This is a genomic window from Mucilaginibacter flavidus (assembly GCF_024055575.1).
Lineage (GTDB): Bacteria > Bacteroidota > Bacteroidia > Sphingobacteriales > Sphingobacteriaceae > Mucilaginibacter > Mucilaginibacter flavidus.
Window position 1 is genome coordinate 523,740 of the sequence record NZ_JAMXOE010000001.1, and the last position, 21,323, is coordinate 545,062.

A 21,323-nucleotide genomic window follows, 5' to 3' on the forward strand; every position below is an offset into this window, starting at 1 on the left:
TTGGGCTAAGGGTCATTTTTAAAATTTCCTTGTATCCGGTTCAGCCTGGCTTATTTTAATCTCGCCCTTTTTAATAATTACTTTAAACGCTATTTTACTTGCAATCACTTTTGATGTTTCATCGGTGGCCGGCTTCCAGGCAGGGCTTCGCAGCAAAAACTTACGCAGTTTAACCACAACATCGCTATTATCCACAGTATCATCAAGGTCTTCCTCCCGCATAATTTTCGGATCGGTCAATTTTCCATCTTCTGATACCGGGCTAACGTATAATATATTTATAGAATATTTCGGCGGTGCAATCTTTACGATGTACGAAGACAAAGAATCAATAAACACCTGGGTTATAGCGGGCGATGCTTTAGTTTGTGCAAAGGCGTTTAAACCGAAAAAAGGAATGATAGATAAGAGTAACAGTCGTTTCATTGTGATTAAGATTTACGGTCTAATGTAGAGTATTTTTGATAAAAATGAGGATGATCTTTTTTGATACAAGGTTGCCATTTTACTGCTGAGTTTATTTTATAGGCAGATGATAATGCAGCGCCAGTTTAAAAATGCAAAGCGACACAAAATCCACACAGGCATGGGTGATAATCAATATTTTAATATTGCGGTACCATTGGTAATGTATGGCAAACACCACACCAAACAACGTGGCAAAAATAACTTCGCCAAGGCTGTGGTAACGGTAATGGATTAAGCCAAATGCCAATGATGATATAATTACCGGCATGTACTTGTTTTTAAAAAGCACCTCCAGCCGCGGCACCAGGTAGCCGCGGAATATTAATTCTTCGGTGATGCCGGCAGTTACCGCAGTAAGTATCAGCATTGGCCAGCTGGTAGCCACTATGCCCATCAGGCGTAGCAGTAGTTTACGGTCATCGTGATAACCAAATAAGGCCGGTGCTTTTGATATGATGCCCGCGCCGATACCTAAAAGATACAGCGCGCCAAACGAAGCAAAGTAAAACCCGGCATTATATTTTTTATCGGCCCAAAGCAGCAGTTTGTTTTTTTCAATCGCGGCAGCATAAAAGTACAGTAGCAGTACTTCTCCCCATATCACCACCCGGGAACTCACTATGCGGGCTGCAGTAAATTGCCCGTCGTGATAAAACAGCTGACCAATGGCAGGAAAATAAAAAATGGCGAATACTATGCCAGTTATTAAGATTGTATTGCTGCGCTTAAGTGGAATTGCATCCATTTACAATTGTGGGTTGGGTTTGTTTAGGTTTAAATATAAAGTAAGTTATTCATTACGCCAATTAAAGCGCCGGCTTAGTGTCAAACGATATCCCACCCCGCTCAGCCAGGCTAAGTTTTTGCTGGCTATTTATTCGCGGTTTGGCCCTAACATGTTGTTTAAAGCCGGTGGAACTGAAAGATATTTCGCCGTGTAATGTTTCAATAATCCAATCGTACTCTATTATATTGTTATCGGTGTAGTACTCGTTTTTGGGTGGCTTCGGTTCGCTCCTGGTAATGTCCAAAATCACCAATTGATAGGGTCCCGTTTCTTCCATTACAAAATCAAAAACCGTTTCAAAAACAAGCGTACAAGGTGCCATCCAAAACTTATATTTTTTACCCTTCAACACCCATTTAAAGATATAATCGATGTCTAAGTACAACTTGTAGTTTTCATCAAAACAAAAAGCGTAAATTGGATTATCATGCCAACTCATCTCTTCGAAGTCCTGGTCACTCCATATTTCTTTTTCAAGCAGATAAGGTTCCATTTACCAAAACTATAAAAAACGATTAAATATTCTCAAGCAAATCATTCCCCCCTTCAGGGGGCCAGGGGGCACAAAAAAAGCTCCCCGATCCTTCGGAGAGCTTTTCCCAATAAAAAAGAATATTATTATTTGGCTGTTAATTGCGCCTGAAACCACCTTTGTTTCCACCGCCGCCACCAGTAAAACCGGGGCCCTTATCTTCAGCTACGTTAACTGTAATACGGCGGCCATAATAACTTGCTCCGTTCATGCACCTAATCGCCTCTTTCGCCTCGTCATCATTAGCCATTTCAACAAAACCAAAACCTTTACTCTCTTTTGTCTCGCGGTCCTTAATAATCCTGAGCGACCTTACGGGCCCAAAATCACCAAACACAGCGGATAATTCGGCCTCATCCACCTCAAGTGGCAAGCCTGCAATAAATACTTTCATCAATGTTTTTAAATTTATGCAAATGTACGCAAAAAAAGGCGTATTTCGGGCAGGTGAACGCCGAATAGTTAAAGGCGAAAGGTTTTATTACGTTGGGATGATGATGATGAATTTCGGATGTCGCATGTCCGATTTCGGATTCAGCGAAATTGGAGTAATTGCCATCATCCTTCTGGCTATGAACCATGAACCATCAACTATGAACTCCCCTACTTCAGCTTCAAATTAAACGTACCCTCAACTTTGTAAACGGGAGCATTTGATTTATCGTCGGGAGCGAGCCAGGCATGAAAGGTGCCTTTGGCCAGCACGCTGTCCTGGTTGTATTTATCGATGTGGATGGTACCAAAATCTTTTTGGCCGGCGTACTTGCTTAGCGAATACTGGAAGCCTTCGGTTTTATAACCCGGGCCAAGTAAAAACTGACCGCCGGCAATATCTCCGCTTTTATCGGCATGTGCGTAGCCTGTCGAGCTGATGCCAAAGCTCATGTTATGGTCTTTATTTATGGCTGTTATGCCGAAATAACGCTTGCTGTCGTCGGCATCATCATGCACATTAATAAAGGCTATTGAATCCTTAGCGGCATCAAACAAATAGGTCGAATCTTTTATGGTGATGCTAAGCGTACCTGAGGCAGCTAAAAAATTGGTGGGCGATGAAGTGCTATCGGCAGTAAGGCTGGCTTTGGTTACGCTATTATCTTTCACGTCGCTATCCTTCTGGCACGATGCAAGCACCGCCACAAGGCATAACATTATGAAAGAAATAAGGTAAGTAAACCTTCTGTTGCCCATATTTTGAATTAATAGTTAAATCTACAAATTAATTAACGAAGATAAAACATCTATAGTTGCCTCTCTGTCAAATTTAATTAACAATTTAACATTTTTTAACCTTACTTAACGTGAGTTCAATATAAGAACAAGATGCTTTGAATTGCTGGCGACACCACAATAGCTGGTCGTCGCCTCACCCTGCCCTCTCCAAAGGAGAGGGTTCTAAAAAGGAACTTCCGACGAGCGAAACTCAAGTCCCCTCCTTTGGAGAGGATTTAGGTGAGGCCACGATGAAGCTTGTGGATACCAAATTCTTATGTCGAACTAACCTTACCTGGTAACAATTCTGTTTAACACTTTGTTGGCCATTAATTTAATTGAATTTTACTCAACCGAAAAAGAAATTCTTTTATAATATTTTGCTAAAAATATTTGCATTTTAATTTTAATTTCTCTATCTTTACATTACTGTTATGCCAATTGGCATTTTAATCATAAAAACATCATGAACCAACCTTATCTTGCCAGTGAGGCTTCCCTCACCAGCCGAATCAATGATTATTTTTCGTTTATTGAGGGCGAATATCATTTAGAAAACAAACCGGGTAAAGAAACCAAAGAACAGCCCGCCCCCACCCAAAAAATGTGGGACCGCGAGCCGCAACCGGCTACCTTTACCGACCTGGCCCTGCATTTAGGTTTTACCAGCCTGCAGGCGTTTGATAATTATACCGAAAACGGCAAATTTAACGAGACATTAAAGTGGGGCCGCCTCCGCATTGAGGCATCGTACGAACGCAAGCTGCATGCACAATCGGCTGCGGGAGCGATATTTGCGCTTAAAAACATGGGATGGAATGAACGTGGCGAAGCAAAACAGCAACCCGAGGGGCCTAAAACAGTAACGGTTACTGTGTTGGATAGTGGCCCCCGGCCAGCCGGAAGCGAAAAGGAAGTAGTGTTAAGTTAATAGTCCTGAGTCGGAAGTCTTGAGTCAGAAAAGGCAAGAATTCGACTTCAGACTTCCGACTTAAGACTCAAGACTAACCGTCAGTAGTATTATAAGCTGGCCCTGGTAAAATAGTAGTCGTCTACCTCGGTATTAAATTTTCCGCTACTGGACGGATCGGGTATCTGGCTCTCATAATGTATAGCAAATTCGGTTTCAGTAAGCTTTGTTATGGTTTCTTCAACTCCCGCACCACCGGTTACATACTGTGTAATAACATTGTTCTTCAGCGTGTATTGAAAAGTATTCAGGCTTGGCGCATCTTTTGCCCTCTGGGCCGATTGTACCCCGGTGCCATCGGAAAAGTATTGTGTAAAATCGTATTTGGTGTATGATGTTCTGATGGTTTCGCCTATTTGCACGCCGTCTTTAACCAGCTTCAAATCGTGCTTGGTCATTTGCCACTTGCCAACCACCGTTATGGTTGTGTTTATGTTTGGCGGGTCTTTTTTGCATGCCTGCAAACACAACAATACCGCCGGTAAAATCAGAAGTAAGTATTTGTGTTTCATAACCTTGCTTTTAAAAGATAAATGTAGCAATTGTTTTGCCAACAAATGCAATCCGTGCGGCAAATTAAACGGCCTGCTACTAGTAAATAACCCTATTTAGAAACGGCTGTATGGCTTTGTTCCCGCCCGACAGGCATGTATTATCCAATAAATAAATCAAATTAAAAATGGTTCCGCAACAAGCATCAATTCTATTCAGCAGTAATTACAGGGCTCAAAATCACATAAGGATTCGCCTTATGTAAAAATCTTTTAATGATAAATCACCGGTTAGTTTTTGTTCTTTCAGACATAAGCTTGTAATCAGGAAACCACTTAAAACGAAGAATATATTTACACCTAATTCGCCATTAAAACAAGCCTGGTAAACGTTGTTATCCGACAGATGTAAATGCGATAGTACAACCAGGATGATCGAGATCCCCCTTAACCCGTTTAACGACGGATAATATTTTTCGGCAATTGCTTCGGAAACCAACTCGACTTTTATTTGCGGAACCGCAGTTTTATTAAATGCCATTAAGAAAGGAAAAAGGAGATTATTTAAGGAAAGTAAATTCATCTGTACATAGCTCAGTCAGATGAAGCGTGCCCGGAACGAGATTCGAACTCGTACATCCTTACGAATGCCACCCCCTCAAGATGGTGCGTCTACCAATTTCGCCACCCGGGCCTTTTTTAACAGTACGAAGTCTTAAGTCCGAAGTCGGGAGTCTGTTTTCCAAACTTTCAACTTAGAGCTTAAGACTTTCGACTTAATGGATGTGCCCGAAGAGAGACTCGAACTCTCAAGAGACAATTCTCAACGGCTTCTGAGACCGCAACGTTTACCAATTTCGCCATCCGGGCATTTTGAAAAGATTTGAGCAAGCAGGTTTTCGAAATTTCGTTTGCCAAATGCTCCTGTCTAAACAAGGATGCAAATATAATTTTTTAATGCAAAAAGCCATTCATTAAATATAAAAATCGGCAATGGGTTGCAAGGTGGCGTTATAAAAATTAATTTCGGGTAAATTGTATAATTCAATATCCAAGTTAAAATGAAAAAACTCCGTTTACTAACTACTTGTTTGTTAGCATTTTTAATATTTGCCACAACGCTAAAAGCGCAAACCATAGTTCAATTGCAAACCGGCAAGTCCACAAGTATTCGCGGCTTATCGGTTGTTGATGACAACGTTGCCTGGATAAGCGGTAGCCGCGGCTATATCGCCATCACACGCGATGGCGGCAAAAACTGGGACTGGACGCAGGTAAAAGGGTTTGAGAAAGCCGATTTCAGGGATATAGAGGCATTTTCAGACAAGACTGCCGTTATCATGAGCTCGGGTACCCCTGCGCTGGTTTTAAAAACTACAGACGGTGGCGCCACCTGGCAGGAAAAATATCGCAATACCGATACCACCTATTTTTTGGACGCCATGGACTTTGACACCCCAAAACACGGCTTAATTTTAGGCGATCCGATAAAAAATAAATTCTTATTGCTTGAAACAAACGACGGCGGTGAAACATGGGCGCCATTTAAAAATATGCCCGATGCTTTACCAGGTGAAGCGGCGTTTGCGGCGAGCGGCACTTGTTTACGTTTTACTAATGGCAATATACTTATAGCCTCAGGCGGAAGTAATTCGAGGTTAATTTCTTACTCACAAAAGAAAGAAATTTGGGACTATTCAAATTTTCCGATAACTCATGGTAAATCCAGCGAGGGGGCATTTTCGGTTGCGGTAGGTAAAAACAATGGGATAATGATAGGCGGCAACTATGAAAAGGACAAAATAACTGATTCAGTTTCGGTCAGCTACATACCCCAACCGTTCAAATTATTAAATGCAGCGGTTAAACAACCAGCTGGTTTTCAATCGTGCGTTGAGTACATAACTGGTAATATTTTCCTAGCCACCGGCACACCAGGCAGCAATATCACTATCGATGGCGGGAAAACGTGGAAGCAAATTGACAGCACCAGCTATAACGTTTGCCGCAAGGCCAAACATGGAAAACTGGTGTTGTTAGCTGGCAACGGCGGCAAAATCGGAATTTTAAAAATGTAGCAAGCTGGCTACTAGGCGCTTAAAATCATAAAAAAATAAATTAAAATAAGGCTTGCATACGCGGTTAAATAGTCCTATATTTGCACCACTTTAAACGGAAACGATAAAGTATGATTCCGTAGCTCAGCTGGTAGAGCATAACACTTTTAATGTTGGGGTCCTGGGTTCGAATCCCAGCGGGATCACAGAATGGTCACCAAACCATCTCAAATCAATAAAAGCCACTTGAAAAAGTGGCTTTTTTCGTTTAAAACCCACTTTTCATAAATCAATACACGTCATAGTAATCCAAAGTAATCGGTAACCTATTCCTTTTGCCGAAATCAGGTTACCGAATTGAACCAATATTTTAGAAGCAATTAATTGATTTACAGTGTGTCGCAATCTTAGTTTGACAAAGCATTTTACTCATAGTTTCAATTGGAACGCCATTAGCCAATGTAACGGGCGTGGCAAATGTATGTCGGGCGATATGAGAAGTTAAAGTCTTTCAAATGCCGCACAAGTCATCTATTTCTTTCAGATAGCTATTAACCTTTTGGTTAGATATTTGTCAAAAGCTTGTTTCAAGCAGGAATCAAATTGCGGCTGTTACATATAATACATTACAAACCGTCGTGGCTTGTGCCAGCCCTGGGAAACCAAACAGTCATTTCACCTGGCCCCCTGTTTGCCCATGAATAATATGGAATCGCGGTCAGCACAACTTTTTTTGTCCCCTTTCTCAAACCACCCCTTCTAATTGCTTCGCCTTTTAGAACAGTTACACCATTTAAAATATCTTTTTCATATTGTGGTTTAAAAATTGCGTTATCCGGAATCATTAAGTTGCTTACTTTGCCATTGTTGTCTTTCCATTCCGCACTATAAACTATTGGACCTCGTTGTAACGCAATCTTATTCCTGTCATCAACCAATGTTTTATTTGCGGTAATCTTTTCAACATCCATCGGCAGATTCACCTGTACCTTATCTCCTTTTTTCCACTCTCTGTTTATAACAGCATAGCCGTTCTCAATATGATATTTAAGCGGGTGTCCGTTTAGCTTAATTTCGATTTTTGAAGAGGATTCATTTTCAAAAGAATATAAATCTGACGGAATCGCTTTCGAACGGCTCCATCCAGGAATACGAATAAGCAGATTAAACTTGTGAGGCGACTCCGGTTCTACTTTAAACATTAAATTACCATTCCATGGATAATTGTTGACCTGGATTATTTTTACTTTCTTCTCATTTACTTTAAGATCAGCAGTTCCTGCAATAAAGAGATTAACGTAAACATTATCATTTTTTTGAGCATAAATATAGCCGGGCAGAGAGGGTAAAAAACGAACCATATTGGTAGGGCAGCATGAACACTCAAACCATCCCGATCTGCCGACTTCCAATGCGGGATGTGTAAATCCGTTTACTACCTGCATCGCATTGGTATAAAAAAATGATTTCCCATCTAACCCGATACCAGAGATTAACCCATTATAAAGAACCTTTTCTAACAAGTCAATATACTTTGAATCCCCATGCAGTAAAAACATCCGTTGATTCCAGTATACATCGCCAATGGCAGCACATGTCTCATTATAGGCCGTAGCATTAGGCAACTCATAATCAGCCCCAAATCTTTCTCCGCTTGGGACTGCTCCTATGCCGCCCTGGACATATATTTTTTTGCCAACCATGTTATTCCATATCCTGTCAATAGTTTCAATATATCGCTTGTCTCCGGTTAGTGCGGCAACATCGGCTATCCCGGAATATAAATACATTGCCCTTACAGCATGCCCTTCCGCTTCATGCTGATCGACCACGGGTTCATCGTCCTGCCAGTAAGCGCCGTTTTTCCACTCGTCAGTACTGGTTTTATCATATGCCCGTTTTCCTCTCTCATCGATAAAAAATTTAGCTAAATCCAGGTACTCATTCTTGCCTGTAATCCGGTAAAGGCGCACAAGTCCCATTTCCACTATTTCATGACCAGGAGCAACATGTCTCTTCCCCGGACCGAAGGTTTTAACCAGCAGATCGGCGTTCTTTAGCGCGATATCCAAAAAATTCCTTTTGGACGTAGCCAGGAAGTGAGCACTTGCCGCCTCAAACATGTGGCCCGAATTATATAGTTCGTGACTCAACTCATTTTCCTTCACCCATCTTTCAGGGCCAGACCACAAATGGGGATGTAATGGATCAATTGTTCGGGCAGTATAAAGATATCCATCCGGTTCCTGGGCCTTCCCAACAACCTTTATCAGTGAATCAACATAGGCATCTAGTTGGGGATCAGGATGCACCGCCAGTGAGTATGAGGCCCCCTCAATTGTTTTATAAATATCGGTATCATCAAATGGAAACTTGGTGCAAAATTTTCCTTTCTGTTGAGCAGCCATTTCGAAATTCTTAACACGGCCTGTATTTTCACAGCGTGCAAAAGAAGCTGGGATAGTTACCGTGCGGTTAGTTTCGATACGCGGTGACCAAAAATGATCATTCAATTTCACCTGTGTAAAAGTTACCGGCTGAATAGGATAATCCTTCACCTGTGCGCTAACCATACCTCCAAATAAATATACCAGGGATGCAATCATTAACTTTTTCATATTTTATTTCTATTTAAACGACATATTTTAAAACTGTACTTCTTTTCCAATACCAGAATAGCTTATTTTTTGCCTGGCACTATTTATCAGGTTACTCCACATGCTAATTCCTTTTAATTTTCATTTGTAATTTCTTTAATACCAGCTGCCCCACCTGCTGGCCTTCCTGTGTTCCAACTATGCAGGAATTTTTAAAATGTATACCGCCATAAACACGTGATATACCGGCTTCCCTCGCCGCTTCCCTGAAAGATCTAAAGTTTCGGGGCGCTAATCCAAACTCACTTTCTGACGTATCGCGGTATGCAAAATTATCGCCGAACTGGCGGGTCAAAACTTCGGCTGCAGCAGCTGAGATAACCGCATGGCCGCTTACATATTCAGGGAATGAGGGCGTTTGAATATATGTTTTCCAGTCAGGGTCCAAATATTTTGTGATAACTGTCTCAGGCCGAACTAAATTATATTTATATTTAAAATACCAGCAGTTAATAAATGCATCAAACATGGCAATTGACGTTTCGGTATACGCGCATACCGTGCTGCTAAAATCGGCCTTACAGGCTGCTGAGGCTATGCCCACAATATTCATCCAATGCCCGCCTGGTGAAAACTTTTTAGTTCCAAAAGTAGCATGTCCAACCACGTTTAACTTAAAGGCATTATCATCCCAAAAATCAGCAATGTGTTTTTGTTCTTCAGTGAGGTTTGTGCCGATTGATTTTACCTCCAGAACGTCTTTATAGAACTGGCTGTTTATATCCTTTACATCAAATAAAGGCGGTGGAGGAGGAGCCACCTGTGATGCAGAATCGAGTATTAAGGGCCTGATTTCTCCCCAATGCGGTTCCAACGCTTGAGAATACATTGGTGGTGTGGGTATCCAACGACCTTCCTTTTTGGTGACGGTGTATTTACTGGCGGATCGTGTTTGTGGATAATGATCAGTTTTACTCCATTTCATAATGTGTTTTGCAACTACATTTGAATAGTTTACGGAGTGCTCAAATATAGCAGAAGGCATTCCCGCATCTATTGCTTTCTGTTTTAATGAGCCGACATATTCATCCATACTCCCCTCCGGAAATGTAACCGCATTTCCTACATAGCAAAACGCAAGCAGGGATGCAAACGGGTAATCGATTTCAACACCCCGTGCAGGTTTTGGAACAGCAGTCAAATGTTTGATCTGGCCTGCCAAAGACCGGAATTTTTTAGGGTCCTGGGCAGATATTACCTCATACGCGGCAATGTTAGCATATGCATAGTTACGTGAAGCAATAACCGGCGGAAAATTATTTTCAAGTATAATGTCATTTAGTTTTTTTTCTGTAACACGGTATAATTCCGGATTATCAGTAATACTTTGATAATCGGCTTTTTTGCAGGAACAAAACAAAAGGATTGCCCCTGAAACCCAAAATAAAATACGATTCATAGAAATTTATTTGATGTTAAACAACATAGCCGCTGCATGAAAAAGTGATTTTTATTTAATGATATTGGTTTGTCCTAATAAGTATTGCAGCTACCAAGAAATAATTATGAAATTTAAATCTATGGCCCATGATAATTAGTCAGAGTTTTATTGTCTAATTGACGAAAAATATCTTTTACCAGCATTAACTTACCGTCATAGGTAAGCAATATCAAATCTTTGGAATTGGCTCCTTTTATTTGATGAATAAAGGTTATTTCCTGAAAATTAAATGAAGGGTGGATCAGATACTCAGGGATAGAAAATAGCTTATTTCCAAGGTCATAATTAAGACCAACCAAACCCAAAGCATCATATTTACCTTCATATGGTACCACACCCCAAAAGTTACCATTGATCAAGAATCGATGTGGATTATCCCCTTGTTGGACAATCGAACGTATTGGGGCCTGCTGGTACGGATAAGGCAGAGGCTCGTACGCTTTTGCGTGTAAAACATCGCTTATGAAGACACTTTCGAATTGATTTGCTATTAATTTATCTTTATCGTCAAGTTTATCTTTAAAAATTTCCGCGGTGGTCTTATCTGCCATTTTCGAATAGCTCAACCATTCCTTTTTTAAATAAGGCAACTCTTGTTCCAGGTCATTTTTTGGTCGGAAAGGATAATATTGACCCTTGAAAAAATAAGATAGCAAAAGATCATTTTTACCATCTTTGTCTAAATCAGTATTGTAAGCATACAATGGGTGCGACGCGGCTACGTTGTACTTATTGTTTAAGCCCCAGTTACCCGCGATTAAATCCTCTTTGCCATCATTATCAACATCAGCAATAATGGCAGATTGCCACCATCCCTTTAAATTATCGAGCAATGGAGATTTAAACTCCGATAGTTTTTTCCCCTCGTTTAAAAAGATATGCAAGGGCTGCCATTCTGAAGTTATTACTATATCCTGCTTCCCGTTCTGATCAATATCACCACTTGTAATATTTGTGATGTACTGGATATTCGTAATTTGAGAAAACTGATCTTTGGACGCAGCGACAAAACGTCCTTTGCCGGCATTAAGAAAAATGGATGAGGGAATATGCGCTGTATAGTCCCGGTAAGATATGCTACTGGTTAAAAAAATATCCGGCAAACCATCATTATTAAAATCAAACACAAATACCTTTGAAGCCTGGCTATTTAGCCGGGGCATCGATTTAAATTCAAATTGACCATTGCCTTTGTTGATATATAAACGAGGTTGCGCTATTTTATCGGCTCCGACAAACGGCGGATTAGCACTCAATACTATCAAATCGGGTTTACCATCGTTGTTTACATCAGCCCAGGCAGCATCAGCATCTGAATAGGCAATATCATGTTGAAATTGCGGAACGGTTACTTTTGCGTAACCACCTGCTCGTTTACCCACCAGCAGGTACTTTTCTTCGCCGGCTACACCTCCCACGTAGATGTCATCTAAACCGTCGTTATTCATATCAGCTACGGCAATTGCTGGGGTATGAGGCAAATAACTGTGGGGCAGCAATGTATAGTAACTAAAATCAGTAATGTCAGAAATTTTTACAGTTGCTAACTGTTGCGGGGCAACTTCTTCATTATTAAATTGCTTCCTATCTTTCAAAAAACCGTCGATCAATTTGGGCAAATCCTTTGTTTTTTGGATCAATTCGGCATTATAGTTTATTATTTGTTTTGTGTTAGGCTTAAAGTTTTTAATAAACTGATAGGAATTGTCGGGCCACACGATTAAAAGTTCGGAGGGGCTCTCTTTAGATAAAAATGTAAAATATAGATATGCACTTTGCGTGCTTTCGTAGGCATTACTAGTTTGTATTTCCTGATGGTCTATTTGCGATCCTGATTTTAAAAAAAACCTGGTGCCGACTCCGTCGGGATTGGCTGCACTATATTTTACAGCATATTTTAAAAAATGCGGTGTTGCATTTTTATGATGTTCGACGGTCAGGTTCTGGTATATAGAAGCCGGCTCATCCATATTATTGGTAACGATTTCCAAATCACCATCATTGTCAAGGTCAACGGCTATGGCGCCGGATGAAATGCCTGGTTGTTTCATATCATTTTGAAATGATACGTCGCTAAATTTTAGGTCTTCATTACCGTGGTATAAAAAGTGATGGGTTTTGCCATCCGGCATCAGCTTAATTTTATCCTTGTCAAAAATTCTGCTTGTTTTAAATTCCTTAGGTCTACCCGGATCGCCAAGGTATTTCAGGAAGTCGATATCATTAAGAAGCTTCTTTATCCCGTTAGAAAAAAAAATATCCTTCCTGCCATCCATGTCAAAATCATACACCAATGGCGACCAGGTCCAATCTGTTGCCGATATACCCGAATACAAGCTTATATCAACAAATTTTTTTCCATTACCTACGTTTAGCTGAAGCGAATTTTTGGAATATTGATAATAAAATCCACTGTTTACCTGCTGGTTATAAATATCAAGTGGCTCGTCATTTGTAGTAGATTTTAACGATTTAATGTCCTCAGGCAGCATATCGGTAGTAAGTACATCCAAATAACCATCTTTATTAATATCGCTTATGGTGTTGCCCATTGAAAATAAACTTGTGTGACCAAACGAATTTCTAAGCTGTTCTTTGAATGTTCCGTCACGCTGGTTTATATAACAATAGTCTTGCTCAAAAAAATCATTACTAACATATATGTCATCCCACCCGTCATTATTTAAGTCACCGATACTTAGTCCTAAGCCGTAACCAATCGGAGCTGCATATATCCCGGCTTTTGTAGTGACGTCGGTAAAATACCCGTGATCATTATGAAATAAATGATCCCCCGCATCATGACTGTATTTAAACCGCGAAGTTGAATCGCCATAAGTGTCATTACTATGTACTGACGAGGTTAGCAAAAACATATCCAGCCCGCCATCCTTATCATAGTCAAAAAAAGATGCCTGAGTTGAAAATCCTGCAAAATCAAGCCCGTATTTGGCAGCACATTCTGTAAAAGTCAAATCGCCATTATTAATGTATAGTTGATTTTTCCCTTTAAAATCCCCATATCCAGACACTACAGTAACATAAATATCCTTAAATCCATCGCCATTAATGTCAACTATGGTTACCCCGGTTTTCCAGTTACCTGTACCTGCAACCCCAGCCTTATCAGTAATATCTTCAAACTTAAGATTGCCTTTATTAAGATATAATTTATTAGAGCCCTGGTTGGAAACAAAATACAGATCCTCCAGGCCATCATTGTTAAAATCTGCAGAAGCTACGCCCGCACCGTTATAGAAATATAAATAATCCAAAATATTTAACGAATCAGTCTCGGTATTTTTATTAATAAAATCGACGTCGGTTTGTCCGGGAGTTAATAATCTAAAAGTTGCCTCATCTGGCTTTGGTAGTTTACAGCCATTTAAAGCAACTACAATAAAAAACAAACAGATCAGATATTTCACTAACACGGTTAGTATTTCAAAGCACAATGAACTTATAACTCCCTTAACCAAATATTTCTATAACTTATAGGCTCGCTTTTATCTCCATGGGCTTGCAATTTAATAGGTGAAGGACCATGTTTTCGATAGGTGGGCTGGCCGATGTATGGCGTATCGCCTTTTAATTCAAAATTATTTTGGACGAGTATGCCATTATGAAAAGCCGTTACCCTGGCTGGCAATTTTAACGATCCATCCTCATTAAACCGGGGGGCAGTCCAAACCACATCATAAGTTTGCCATTTGCCTGGTGGCAGGGCTGCGTTAGCCAATGGAATTGATTGTTTGTAAATGCTACCCACCTGTCCGTTCACGTAAGTTGCATTATTATAATTGTCGAGCACTTGCAGCTCATATCCGCCGGCCCCCCAGGGAAGAGCAGCTAAAAAGATTCCGCTATTACCGCGTGCCTGGCCCGATCCGGTTATATCGGAAGGTATCCGATATTCAATATGCAGCTGAAAATCCATAAACGACCTTTTAGTTTGAATATCCCCCACGCTTTTATCAACTGTAATTATATCATCCGCTACCAGCCATTTTGCCTTGGCTGTGGTGTCTTTAGTTAACACCCACTGGTCAAGATTTTTGCCGTCAAATAAAATAATGGCGTCGGATGGAGCATCCCTGAAAGTATTCCCGGGGGTAACAACCCTTGGAATTGGCTTCCATATTTCTGTGTCTTCAGGTTTTGCAGTTTGCTGTGCATTCGCTATAAAACAGCTGCCTGTCAGTATAGCTGTAAATATTAAATTGTATTTCATTTTAGTAACAATTAGGTTCGTTAGTCAAATTTCTTTCTTAGTTATGCAGATTAAATATTACCTTTTTTCAACTCGTCCACCGCGTATTGAGCCGCGCGTGCGGTTAGTGCCATATAGGTGAGTGACGGGTTCTGGCAGGCACTTGACGTCATGCAGGCCCCATCAGTAACAAAAACATTTTGTGCATCCCAAACCTGGTTATGTGCGTTAAGTACCGATGTTTTGGGGTCTTTACCCATACGCGCGCTCCCCATCTCGTGGATGCCCTGGCCAATGGCATAATTTTTATCCCAGGTGGTGATATTCTTTACGCCTGCGGCTTCATACATCGCAACCAATTCTCTAATGATGTCCTTACGCATATTAAGTTCATTCTCTTTCAAACCCGCATCCATCGCCAGCACGGGCAGGCCCCACTTATCTTTCACTTCCTTATCAAGCGTGATCTTGTTATCGTGATAGGGCAATATTTCGCCAAAACCGGTTGCACCGATATGCCAGGCACCTGGCTCGGTAAGTGCATCTTTATAACCAGCACCTATATTCATTTCAGCTACGTCCCTGCTCCAACCGTCTCTGCTCGCGCTACCCTGGTAACCATAGCCGCGCAGAAAGTCCCTTTTATCACCAAATAAGTTAGCAAAACGTGGAATATAAAAACCATTCGCCCTGCGGCCAAAATAGTATTTGTCTTCGTACCCATCCACCGTTCCCTGTGCTCCGAGCATGTAATGATGGTCCATAATATTATGCCCCAATTCACCACTGCTGCTACCTAATCCCCCTTGCCACACGTCTGTTGCGGAGTTCATCAAAACCCATGCGCTGTTTAGGGTAGAAGCATTAAGGAAAACAATTTTAGAGTAAAACTCATAGGTCTTGTTTGTTTCTCCATCCAGCACCTCGACACCTGTTGCTTTCCTGGTGTCTTTATCGTATAAAATTTTGGTTACTATCGACCACGGCCTTACGGTAAGGTTACCCGTTGCCACTGCTGCGGGTAACGTTGAAGATTGCGTGCTAAAATAACCCCCAAAAGGGCAACCCTCCCAACACCTGTTTCTAAACTGGCACTGTGTCCTCGCTTGTATAGGTGCGGTAAGATTGGCCACGCGGCCTATAAACATGTGGCGCTGATCCTTGTAAAAAGCCTTTATTCGTGATGCCACATCTTTTTCCACACAATTCAGCTGCATGGGTGGCAGATAGTGACCATCGGGCAGATGTGGTAAACCTTCCATAGAACCACTGATACCAGCAAATTTTTCTACATGATCATACCATGGCGCCATCTCCTTATAACGAATGGGCCAGTCAATCGCAATGCCATCTTTTGCATTGGCTTCAAAATCAAAATCACTCCACCGGTAGCTTTGCCGCCCCCATAAGGTCGACCTTCCGCCTAACTGGTATGAGCGCCACCAGGTAAATGGTTTAACCTCCACGTAAGGGCAATCTTTTTCATTTACCCACGACTTCATAAGAGGCTCCTGGGCCGCAGTTCCGTACATTGCCCAATCGCGGGATATAACAGGGTTATCTGTTTTCTGTCGTAATGTGGCATTCCCCCGGTGCTCAAAATCCCATGGATCTTTTGCAGCGGTAACATAATCCTTTATATGCTCATAATTACGGCCGCGTTCAAGCATTAATACTTTCAGGCCTTTTTCAGTTAATTCCTTTGCAGCCCATCCGCCGCTTATCCCCGAGCCTATTACAATGGCATCATAGGTGTTTTGAATTTTAGCTTTGGTATTTACATTCAATGAGTCGATTGCCATTTGATTATTTTGGGATTTTAATATTGACTTAAATTATAGTTCAGCAATTTCTATTTTGCGGTAATAAATTTCCGCACCTTCGGATTGTATAATTATCCGCCCATCGTTCAGCGACGGTGATTCGGCCGTATTTACTACCTCTCCATTTACAACGTAGGTGATTTTACCTTTATCAGCTGTTACTTCTACTATGTTCCATTCGCCGGTAGGCTTTTCCGCGTTCTTTTTTTTCACTATGCGGTGAAAATCGTGAGGAATACTCCGCTTCCCATCGGTGACCACGGTAGCACTGTCAATCAGCCAAATGTCACCCACATCGCCTTCCTGTATCTGGCATTCAATGGATTTTGGCCATACCTTATCTGATGCATCAGTTTGCACATAAAACATAATTCCGTTATCCCTTTTGGTGGTATCGGCATCTCGTGGCGGGTATTTTTTTACGCCCCATTTAAATTCAGCCACCAAATGGAAATTCTTATACTTATTTTCGGTACACAGGTACCCAAACTCTTTACCTGTAATATGCAGCAAGCCATCTTTTACCGAGAAAACTTTTTCGGGATCATTATTTTTCCCTTTCGATGAAAGAAAGCTGTACCATCCTTTAAAATCTTTGCCGTTAAAAAGAGGAGTTTCTTTTACTGCGGTTTGCTGTGCATTAACAAAACCACAACCAATGAGGCCTATGGCGAAAAATAGTTTTTTCATGAGTTTGGATTAAAAATTTTATTTATCAGCTTCATTTTTTGCCCGGAGCCTTTACCAATATTTCTGTTTTATCATTATTTTTTGCGACGATCAGCAGCTTATTCTTTCCGGCCTTTATCTCTTTCATATCCCTTACTGCTCCTTTTATCACGATGCCACTTGTTTGCGGCTTGATTGCCGTGAAGCTTCCTTTGCCATCTCCCTTGAGCAGCAAGCCATAACTCGCATCGTATATCCCGGCCTCTGGTTTCGATTGATAAAAGTTGCCGCCCAGCAGGATGTCTGCTTTCCCGTCCCCGTCATAGTCTTTAACCACCAACGCAAAAACTGTCGAAAACTGGGCCTCTACAGGCAGTGGCTTCATCGTAAAAGTCCCGTTCCTGTTATTCATCAGCACGCTGCTCCGCAGCTCATAGGCATCCAGCTTATCCATCTTTTGTAACAGGTCCGTGCCAAATATGTCTTCCATCGTTTGCTCCTTGTACTGGGCATACCGCAGGTATTTCTTCTTCAGGTAGGGCAGTTCCCCTACCAGGTCGTGCCTTAATACCATCGGGTATTGCTTGTCGCCGTTATAGGTGCACACTATCTGCTCTATATCCCCCGTGCGGCTAAAGTCCCCCACATACATACTTACAGGCTTTTGCCTGGTGGCCTTAAACCTCGAGTTCAATCCGTGGTTGCCTGCTACAATATCCGGGTAACCATCGCCGTCTATATCTGCTATCTCCAGCCTGTTCCACCATCCGTTGCTCCACTCCATGCCTGCCTCACGCGTTACTTCTTTTAAATGCCCCCCTTCATTATGAAATATCCGTATGGGCATATACTCCCCGCAGACTACCAGGTCCGGTTTCCCGTCATGGTCATAGTCAAACCATTTGGCATCGGTAACCATCCCCAACTCTTTTAAACCCGGGGCCACCTTATCGGTCACATCCGTAAAAATACCTTTGCCATCGTTCTGCAGGATATAGCCCTTGCAGGGATAGCCGTATTTGCCCGGCTTTAGCCGCACACCCACAAACAGGTCCTGGTCTCCGTCACCGTCAAAGTCTGCCGCCGTTACGCACGAACTGCTCTCAAACTGATATGAGGGAAGTACCTGCGACGATTTAGTAAAATGCCCTTTGCCGTCATTGATGTATAGCCGGTCGATCAGTTCGGTCGAGTTGGCCGAAAACTCGTTGCCCCCGCTACATACGTACAGGTCCTGATCGCCATCGCCGTCGGCATCGAAAAATAAACAGTCGGTGTCTTCACTGGCTTTGTCCTGGTCAAACAGCTTTTCATTGCTTCGTTTAAAACGGCCGGTTGGGGTTTGGATATATAAAGCTCCCGGCTGATCTTTCGCGCCGCAGATGTAAAAGTCTTCCAGGCCGTCCCCGTTTACATCCCCTTTAGCTATCCTCGGTCCATCGGTTGAGTGCATCTGGAAGATCAGTTTTTCCCGGTCAAAATCTACAAAGTCATTTTCTTTGTGCTCAAAGTCTATCCCATGGTTTTCTGCACTTTGCTCAAACAGCGGTTTTACAGGCGCAGGTTCACTCGCTGCTTTCTTTGGCAGCATCGACTCGCTTTCTTTGACCGTGATGCTTTGGTTGGGTTTTATTCCTTTTAATATTTTCTGCTTGCCGCCCGGCCATTTCACCACTATTGAATCGATCTCCTTTGTTTTACCCAACCCAAAATTCAAACGGTTATCTACGCTCGATTCAAATCCACGCGACGGCATCTGCTCCTGGTAGCTTAGCGTATGGTTGTAATAGAGCGTAACCTGCGCCCCTACGCCAAATCTATTTTTGCCTTCACCCTGCAGCATCACTTTCAGATACTTATTCTCCGGATGTTGCTTCCTGCTGTTGTTGCGATAGATAAATGCAGGCATGTTTACATTGTTAACTACCATATCCAGCGCTCCGTCATTATTCAAATCACCATACGCCGAACCATTTGAAAAACCCGGCTGATCCAATCCCCATTCCGCTGCCTTATTGGTAAATGTTAAATCACCATTGTTACGGTACGCATAATTCGGTATCGCCTCCGATGGCATACTATCTATCAGCTTCTTGTAATTCATGCCTTTACTTGTCCAAACACTACCCATCACGTCCCTGTTGGATAAGTGTTGAATATAATCCTGATTGGTTAAGTCCTTATAAATGCCGTTAGCGATAAAAATATCTTTTAACCCATCATTATCCATATCCGTGATCAGCGCTCCCCAGCTCCAGTCGGTAGCATGAACTCCCGCAAGCCGACCTATCTCGCTAAAGGTTCCATTACCGTTATTTAACTGAAGCGTGTTCCTGGTAAACTGGTGGTAATAGTCGTATCTCAAATCAAGCTGGTATTTATCCCAGTTCTCAAAAGTGGTATTTATTTTAACCCTGGCTTCATTTTCAGGAAGCATATCGGTAGCAAAAATATCGGGATGGGCATCGTTGTTTATATCAGCCAAATCGGCGCCCATCGAAGCATTACTAATACTTTTCATTTGATCCTCAAGCGATTCCTTAAAGGTTCCGTCGTGGTTATTGATGTACAGGTAATCCCGCTCAAAAAAATCATTGGAAACATATATATCATCCCAGCCGTCTCCATCTACGTCCCCCACACTCACGCCTAATCCAAAACCGATTACACTGCCATAAATACCGGCCTGTTTACTCACATCCGTAAAGTGCCCCCCATCATTCCGGAATAACTTCTGTCCCCCCAAGGGGTCCCTTATATTTCTTTCATTACTTTGCAGATTGAAGCTGCCAATAGCCTTAAAAGAATTGCTCAGTATAAAGAGATCCAGATCTCCATCATGATCATAATCGAAAAAAACAGCGTGGGTTGAATAACCATTTACTCCAATGCCGTATTCTTTTGCTTTTTCTGTGAAAGTTAGATTACCGTTATTGATATATAATTCATTCTGCTTATGATCGCCCTTAACATCGCCACTATTGCAAACGTAGATATCTAATAACCCGTCACCGTTAACGTCGGCCATAGTAACGCCGGTTGACCATTTGCCGAGCTTGGCAATTCCGGCCTTCTCGGTTATATCTTCAAACTGAAAATTACCTTTATTCAGGTAGAGGCGGCTTGGCACCATGTTACCCACCAAAAAAATATCCGGCAACCCGTCATTATTGATATCCCCAATGGCTACTCCGCCTCCATTATAAAAATTACGGTAGGTAAAAATATTGAAATCAGCATCATACGACAATTGGTTAACGAAGTCGATATGCGTTTCTTTGGGGTTTAAAAGTTCAAAAAGCTTATTATTGTCGCCGCTTTGCTTTTTTTGGCAACTGGTTAAAGCGAATAAAAAGAATATAAAACAGTATCGCATGTTATACACGCCATACCTGATCTTTTTTTCCAGAAAAATAAAATCCGCCTTATTTTTTAATCTTTTCATCTACTAATAAATCCGTATAATCTACTTTTACATGGGCGTCATTAAACTTGCCGATAATAATTCTCCGGTTACCATCTACCTGCACGAAAATTGTCCCTTTCGTTGCATCCGTCATCGTAATAAAGTCCTTATCCCGGTACCATTTTTTCATCATGTTTAATACGTCTAACTGTAGGCTATCAGCAAACATTTGTTTATTCCAGGGAGCAAATGCATCATAACTGAATAACACTCTCATTTTGTAAATCTTACCTTGCCGAAAATCAGGGTAGAAATTCATGGAAGCCGGATACTTTAATTCTTTATTTAGCTTATATAAAACCGTCATATTACCTGGTCCGGCAAAGAACACCCCCTTTTTATTCATTTCCCAACAGTGAGCATAAAATTCTTTTGAGGTCATTCCTAATTTTATTCCCTGAAACAAAGTATCTTTTCGTACCCCCCGCGAAAGCTCATCGTTTACTAACTGATCATATTTTCTCTCGTCTGAATTACAAGCAAATACGAAAATCAGGCCTACAACAAACAGCACATATTTAGAATATCTCATAACTAGTC

The 21,323-nt window shown here is 41.6% G+C and carries 17 protein-coding genes and 3 tRNA genes; 3 read left to right on the forward strand and 17 right to left on the reverse strand.

The features are described 5' to 3' along the window. Positions 1-18: 18 nt before the first annotated feature. From NAF19_RS02425 to NAF19_RS02445, 5 genes are all read right to left on the reverse strand, one after another. Positions 19-426 carry a hypothetical protein gene (locus NAF19_RS02425; protein WP_252788154.1) on the reverse strand — a complete coding sequence of 136 codons (408 nt, stop codon included), beginning with the start codon at positions 424-426 and terminating at the stop codon, positions 19-21. Between the two features lie 91 nt (positions 427-517). Further along, positions 518-1,213: a CPBP family intramembrane glutamic endopeptidase gene (locus NAF19_RS02430; RefSeq protein WP_252788155.1), complete on the reverse strand. Its 696-nt coding sequence runs from the start codon at positions 1,211-1,213 to the stop codon at positions 518-520. A 61-nt stretch (positions 1,214-1,274) separates the two neighbouring features. Next, positions 1,275-1,748 carry a hypothetical protein gene (locus tag NAF19_RS02435; RefSeq protein ID WP_252788156.1) on the reverse strand — a complete coding sequence of 158 codons (474 nt, stop codon included), beginning with the start codon at positions 1,746-1,748 and terminating at the stop codon, positions 1,275-1,277. Between the two features lie 136 nt (positions 1,749-1,884). Next, the gene (locus NAF19_RS02440; RefSeq protein WP_252788157.1) at positions 1,885-2,181 is read right to left on the reverse strand and encodes an RNA recognition motif domain-containing protein; all 297 of its coding nucleotides are present in this window, start codon (positions 2,179-2,181) and stop codon (positions 1,885-1,887) included. 209 nt (positions 2,182-2,390) lie between these two features. Continuing rightward, positions 2,391-2,978: a hypothetical protein gene (locus NAF19_RS02445; RefSeq protein WP_252788158.1), complete on the reverse strand. Its 588-nt coding sequence runs from the start codon at positions 2,976-2,978 to the stop codon at positions 2,391-2,393. Positions 2,979-3,465: 487 nt separating this feature from the next. Here NAF19_RS02445 and NAF19_RS02450 point away from each other — a divergent pair, with 487 nt between their 5' ends. Continuing rightward, positions 3,466-3,930, forward strand: a complete 465-nt coding sequence (locus tag NAF19_RS02450; protein WP_252788159.1) for a terminase small subunit — start codon at positions 3,466-3,468, stop codon at positions 3,928-3,930. Positions 3,931-4,019: 89 nt separating this feature from the next. Here the strand turns inward: NAF19_RS02450 and NAF19_RS02455 are convergent, their stop codons facing one another. The 4 genes from NAF19_RS02455 to NAF19_RS02470 form a co-directional block, all read right to left on the reverse strand. Next, a complete protein-coding gene (locus tag NAF19_RS02455) occupies positions 4,020-4,481 on the reverse strand; it encodes a lipocalin family protein (RefSeq protein WP_252788160.1) in 462 nt (153 codons plus the stop codon). 220 nt (positions 4,482-4,701) lie between these two features. Beyond that, positions 4,702-5,001 carry an acyltransferase family protein gene (locus tag NAF19_RS02460; protein WP_252788161.1) on the reverse strand — a complete coding sequence of 100 codons (300 nt, stop codon included), beginning with the start codon at positions 4,999-5,001 and terminating at the stop codon, positions 4,702-4,704. A 69-nt stretch (positions 5,002-5,070) separates the two neighbouring features. Further along, positions 5,071-5,154 (reverse strand) — tRNA-Leu (locus NAF19_RS02465). A gap of 92 nt (positions 5,155-5,246) precedes the next feature. Then, positions 5,247-5,330: transfer RNA gene (locus NAF19_RS02470), tRNA-Leu, on the reverse strand. A 191-nt stretch (positions 5,331-5,521) separates the two neighbouring features. On the opposite strand from NAF19_RS02470, the gene NAF19_RS02475 reads away from it, so the two are divergent. Then, positions 5,522-6,538 (forward strand): WD40/YVTN/BNR-like repeat-containing protein, encoded by a 1,017-nt coding sequence (locus tag NAF19_RS02475; RefSeq protein ID WP_252788162.1) that lies wholly within the window; start codon positions 5,522-5,524, stop codon positions 6,536-6,538. A gap of 112 nt (positions 6,539-6,650) precedes the next feature. Next, positions 6,651-6,723: transfer RNA gene (locus NAF19_RS02480), tRNA-Lys, on the forward strand. A 420-nt stretch (positions 6,724-7,143) separates the two neighbouring features. On the opposite strand, the gene NAF19_RS02490 is transcribed toward NAF19_RS02480, so the two are convergent. The 8 genes from NAF19_RS02490 to NAF19_RS02525 form a co-directional block, all read right to left on the reverse strand. Further along, on the reverse strand, positions 7,144-9,135 hold the full coding sequence (locus tag NAF19_RS02490; RefSeq protein ID WP_252788163.1) for a glycoside hydrolase family 127 protein: 1,992 nt from the start codon (positions 9,133-9,135) through the stop codon (positions 7,144-7,146). 103 nt (positions 9,136-9,238) lie between these two features. Beyond that, positions 9,239-10,573: a vanadium-dependent haloperoxidase gene (locus tag NAF19_RS02495; RefSeq protein ID WP_252788164.1), complete on the reverse strand. Its 1,335-nt coding sequence runs from the start codon at positions 10,571-10,573 to the stop codon at positions 9,239-9,241. A gap of 119 nt (positions 10,574-10,692) precedes the next feature. Continuing rightward, positions 10,693-14,043: an FG-GAP repeat domain-containing protein gene (locus NAF19_RS02500; RefSeq protein WP_252788165.1), complete on the reverse strand. Its 3,351-nt coding sequence runs from the start codon at positions 14,041-14,043 to the stop codon at positions 10,693-10,695. 32 nt (positions 14,044-14,075) lie between these two features. Then, complete coding sequence (locus NAF19_RS02505) at positions 14,076-14,846, reverse strand: 3-keto-disaccharide hydrolase (protein WP_252788166.1); 771 nt, start codon at positions 14,844-14,846, stop codon at positions 14,076-14,078. Between the two features lie 50 nt (positions 14,847-14,896). Continuing rightward, the gene (locus NAF19_RS02510; protein ID WP_252788167.1) at positions 14,897-16,627 is read right to left on the reverse strand and encodes a GMC oxidoreductase; all 1,731 of its coding nucleotides are present in this window, start codon (positions 16,625-16,627) and stop codon (positions 14,897-14,899) included. A 33-nt stretch (positions 16,628-16,660) separates the two neighbouring features. Further along, positions 16,661-17,338, reverse strand: a complete 678-nt coding sequence (locus NAF19_RS02515) for a 3-keto-disaccharide hydrolase (protein ID WP_252788168.1) — start codon at positions 17,336-17,338, stop codon at positions 16,661-16,663. Positions 17,339-17,369: 31 nt separating this feature from the next. Continuing rightward, entirely contained in the window at positions 17,370-20,762 is a 3,393-nt protein-coding gene (locus tag NAF19_RS02520) for a VCBS repeat-containing protein (protein WP_252788169.1), read from the reverse strand. Next, the gene (locus NAF19_RS02525; protein ID WP_252788170.1) at positions 20,743-21,315 is read right to left on the reverse strand and encodes a hypothetical protein; all 573 of its coding nucleotides are present in this window, start codon (positions 21,313-21,315) and stop codon (positions 20,743-20,745) included. Before NAF19_RS02525 ends, NAF19_RS02520 begins: the two co-directional genes overlap by 20 nt. Positions 21,316-21,323 lie beyond the last annotated feature (8 nt).

Excerpts from the sequence above, each read along its gene's own strand:
- NAF19_RS02490 (WP_252788163.1), bottom strand. The coding sequence starts at position 9,135 with ATGAAAAAGTTAATGATTGCATCCCTGGTATATTTATTTGGAGGTATG.
- NAF19_RS02520 (WP_252788169.1), bottom strand. The coding sequence starts at position 20,762 with ATGAAAAGATTAAAAAATAAGGCGGATTTTATTTTTCTGGAAAAAAAG.
- NAF19_RS02475 (WP_252788162.1), top strand. The coding sequence starts at position 5,522 with ATGAAAAAACTCCGTTTACTAACTACTTGTTTGTTAGCATTTTTAATA.
- NAF19_RS02440 (WP_252788157.1), bottom strand. The coding sequence starts at position 2,181 with ATGAAAGTATTTATTGCAGGCTTGCCACTTGAGGTGGATGAGGCCGAA.
- NAF19_RS02525 (WP_252788170.1), bottom strand. The coding sequence starts at position 21,315 with ATGAGATATTCTAAATATGTGCTGTTTGTTGTAGGCCTGATTTTCGTA.
- NAF19_RS02430 (WP_252788155.1), bottom strand. The coding sequence starts at position 1,213 with ATGGATGCAATTCCACTTAAGCGCAGCAATACAATCTTAATAACTGGC.
- NAF19_RS02510 (WP_252788167.1), bottom strand. The coding sequence starts at position 16,627 with ATGGCAATCGACTCATTGAATGTAAATACCAAAGCTAAAATTCAAAAC.
- NAF19_RS02460 (WP_252788161.1), bottom strand. The coding sequence starts at position 5,001 with ATGGCATTTAATAAAACTGCGGTTCCGCAAATAAAAGTCGAGTTGGTT.
- NAF19_RS02495 (WP_252788164.1), bottom strand. The coding sequence starts at position 10,573 with ATGAATCGTATTTTATTTTGGGTTTCAGGGGCAATCCTTTTGTTTTGT.
- NAF19_RS02450 (WP_252788159.1), top strand. The coding sequence starts at position 3,466 with ATGAACCAACCTTATCTTGCCAGTGAGGCTTCCCTCACCAGCCGAATC.
- NAF19_RS02425 (WP_252788154.1), bottom strand. The coding sequence starts at position 426 with ATGAAACGACTGTTACTCTTATCTATCATTCCTTTTTTCGGTTTAAAC.
- NAF19_RS02445 (WP_252788158.1), bottom strand. The coding sequence starts at position 2,978 with ATGGGCAACAGAAGGTTTACTTACCTTATTTCTTTCATAATGTTATGC.
- NAF19_RS02435 (WP_252788156.1), bottom strand. The coding sequence starts at position 1,748 with ATGGAACCTTATCTGCTTGAAAAAGAAATATGGAGTGACCAGGACTTC.
- NAF19_RS02505 (WP_252788166.1), bottom strand. The coding sequence starts at position 14,846 with ATGAAATACAATTTAATATTTACAGCTATACTGACAGGCAGCTGTTTT.
- NAF19_RS02455 (WP_252788160.1), bottom strand. The coding sequence starts at position 4,481 with ATGAAACACAAATACTTACTTCTGATTTTACCGGCGGTATTGTTGTGT.
- NAF19_RS02515 (WP_252788168.1), bottom strand. The coding sequence starts at position 17,338 with ATGAAAAAACTATTTTTCGCCATAGGCCTCATTGGTTGTGGTTTTGTT.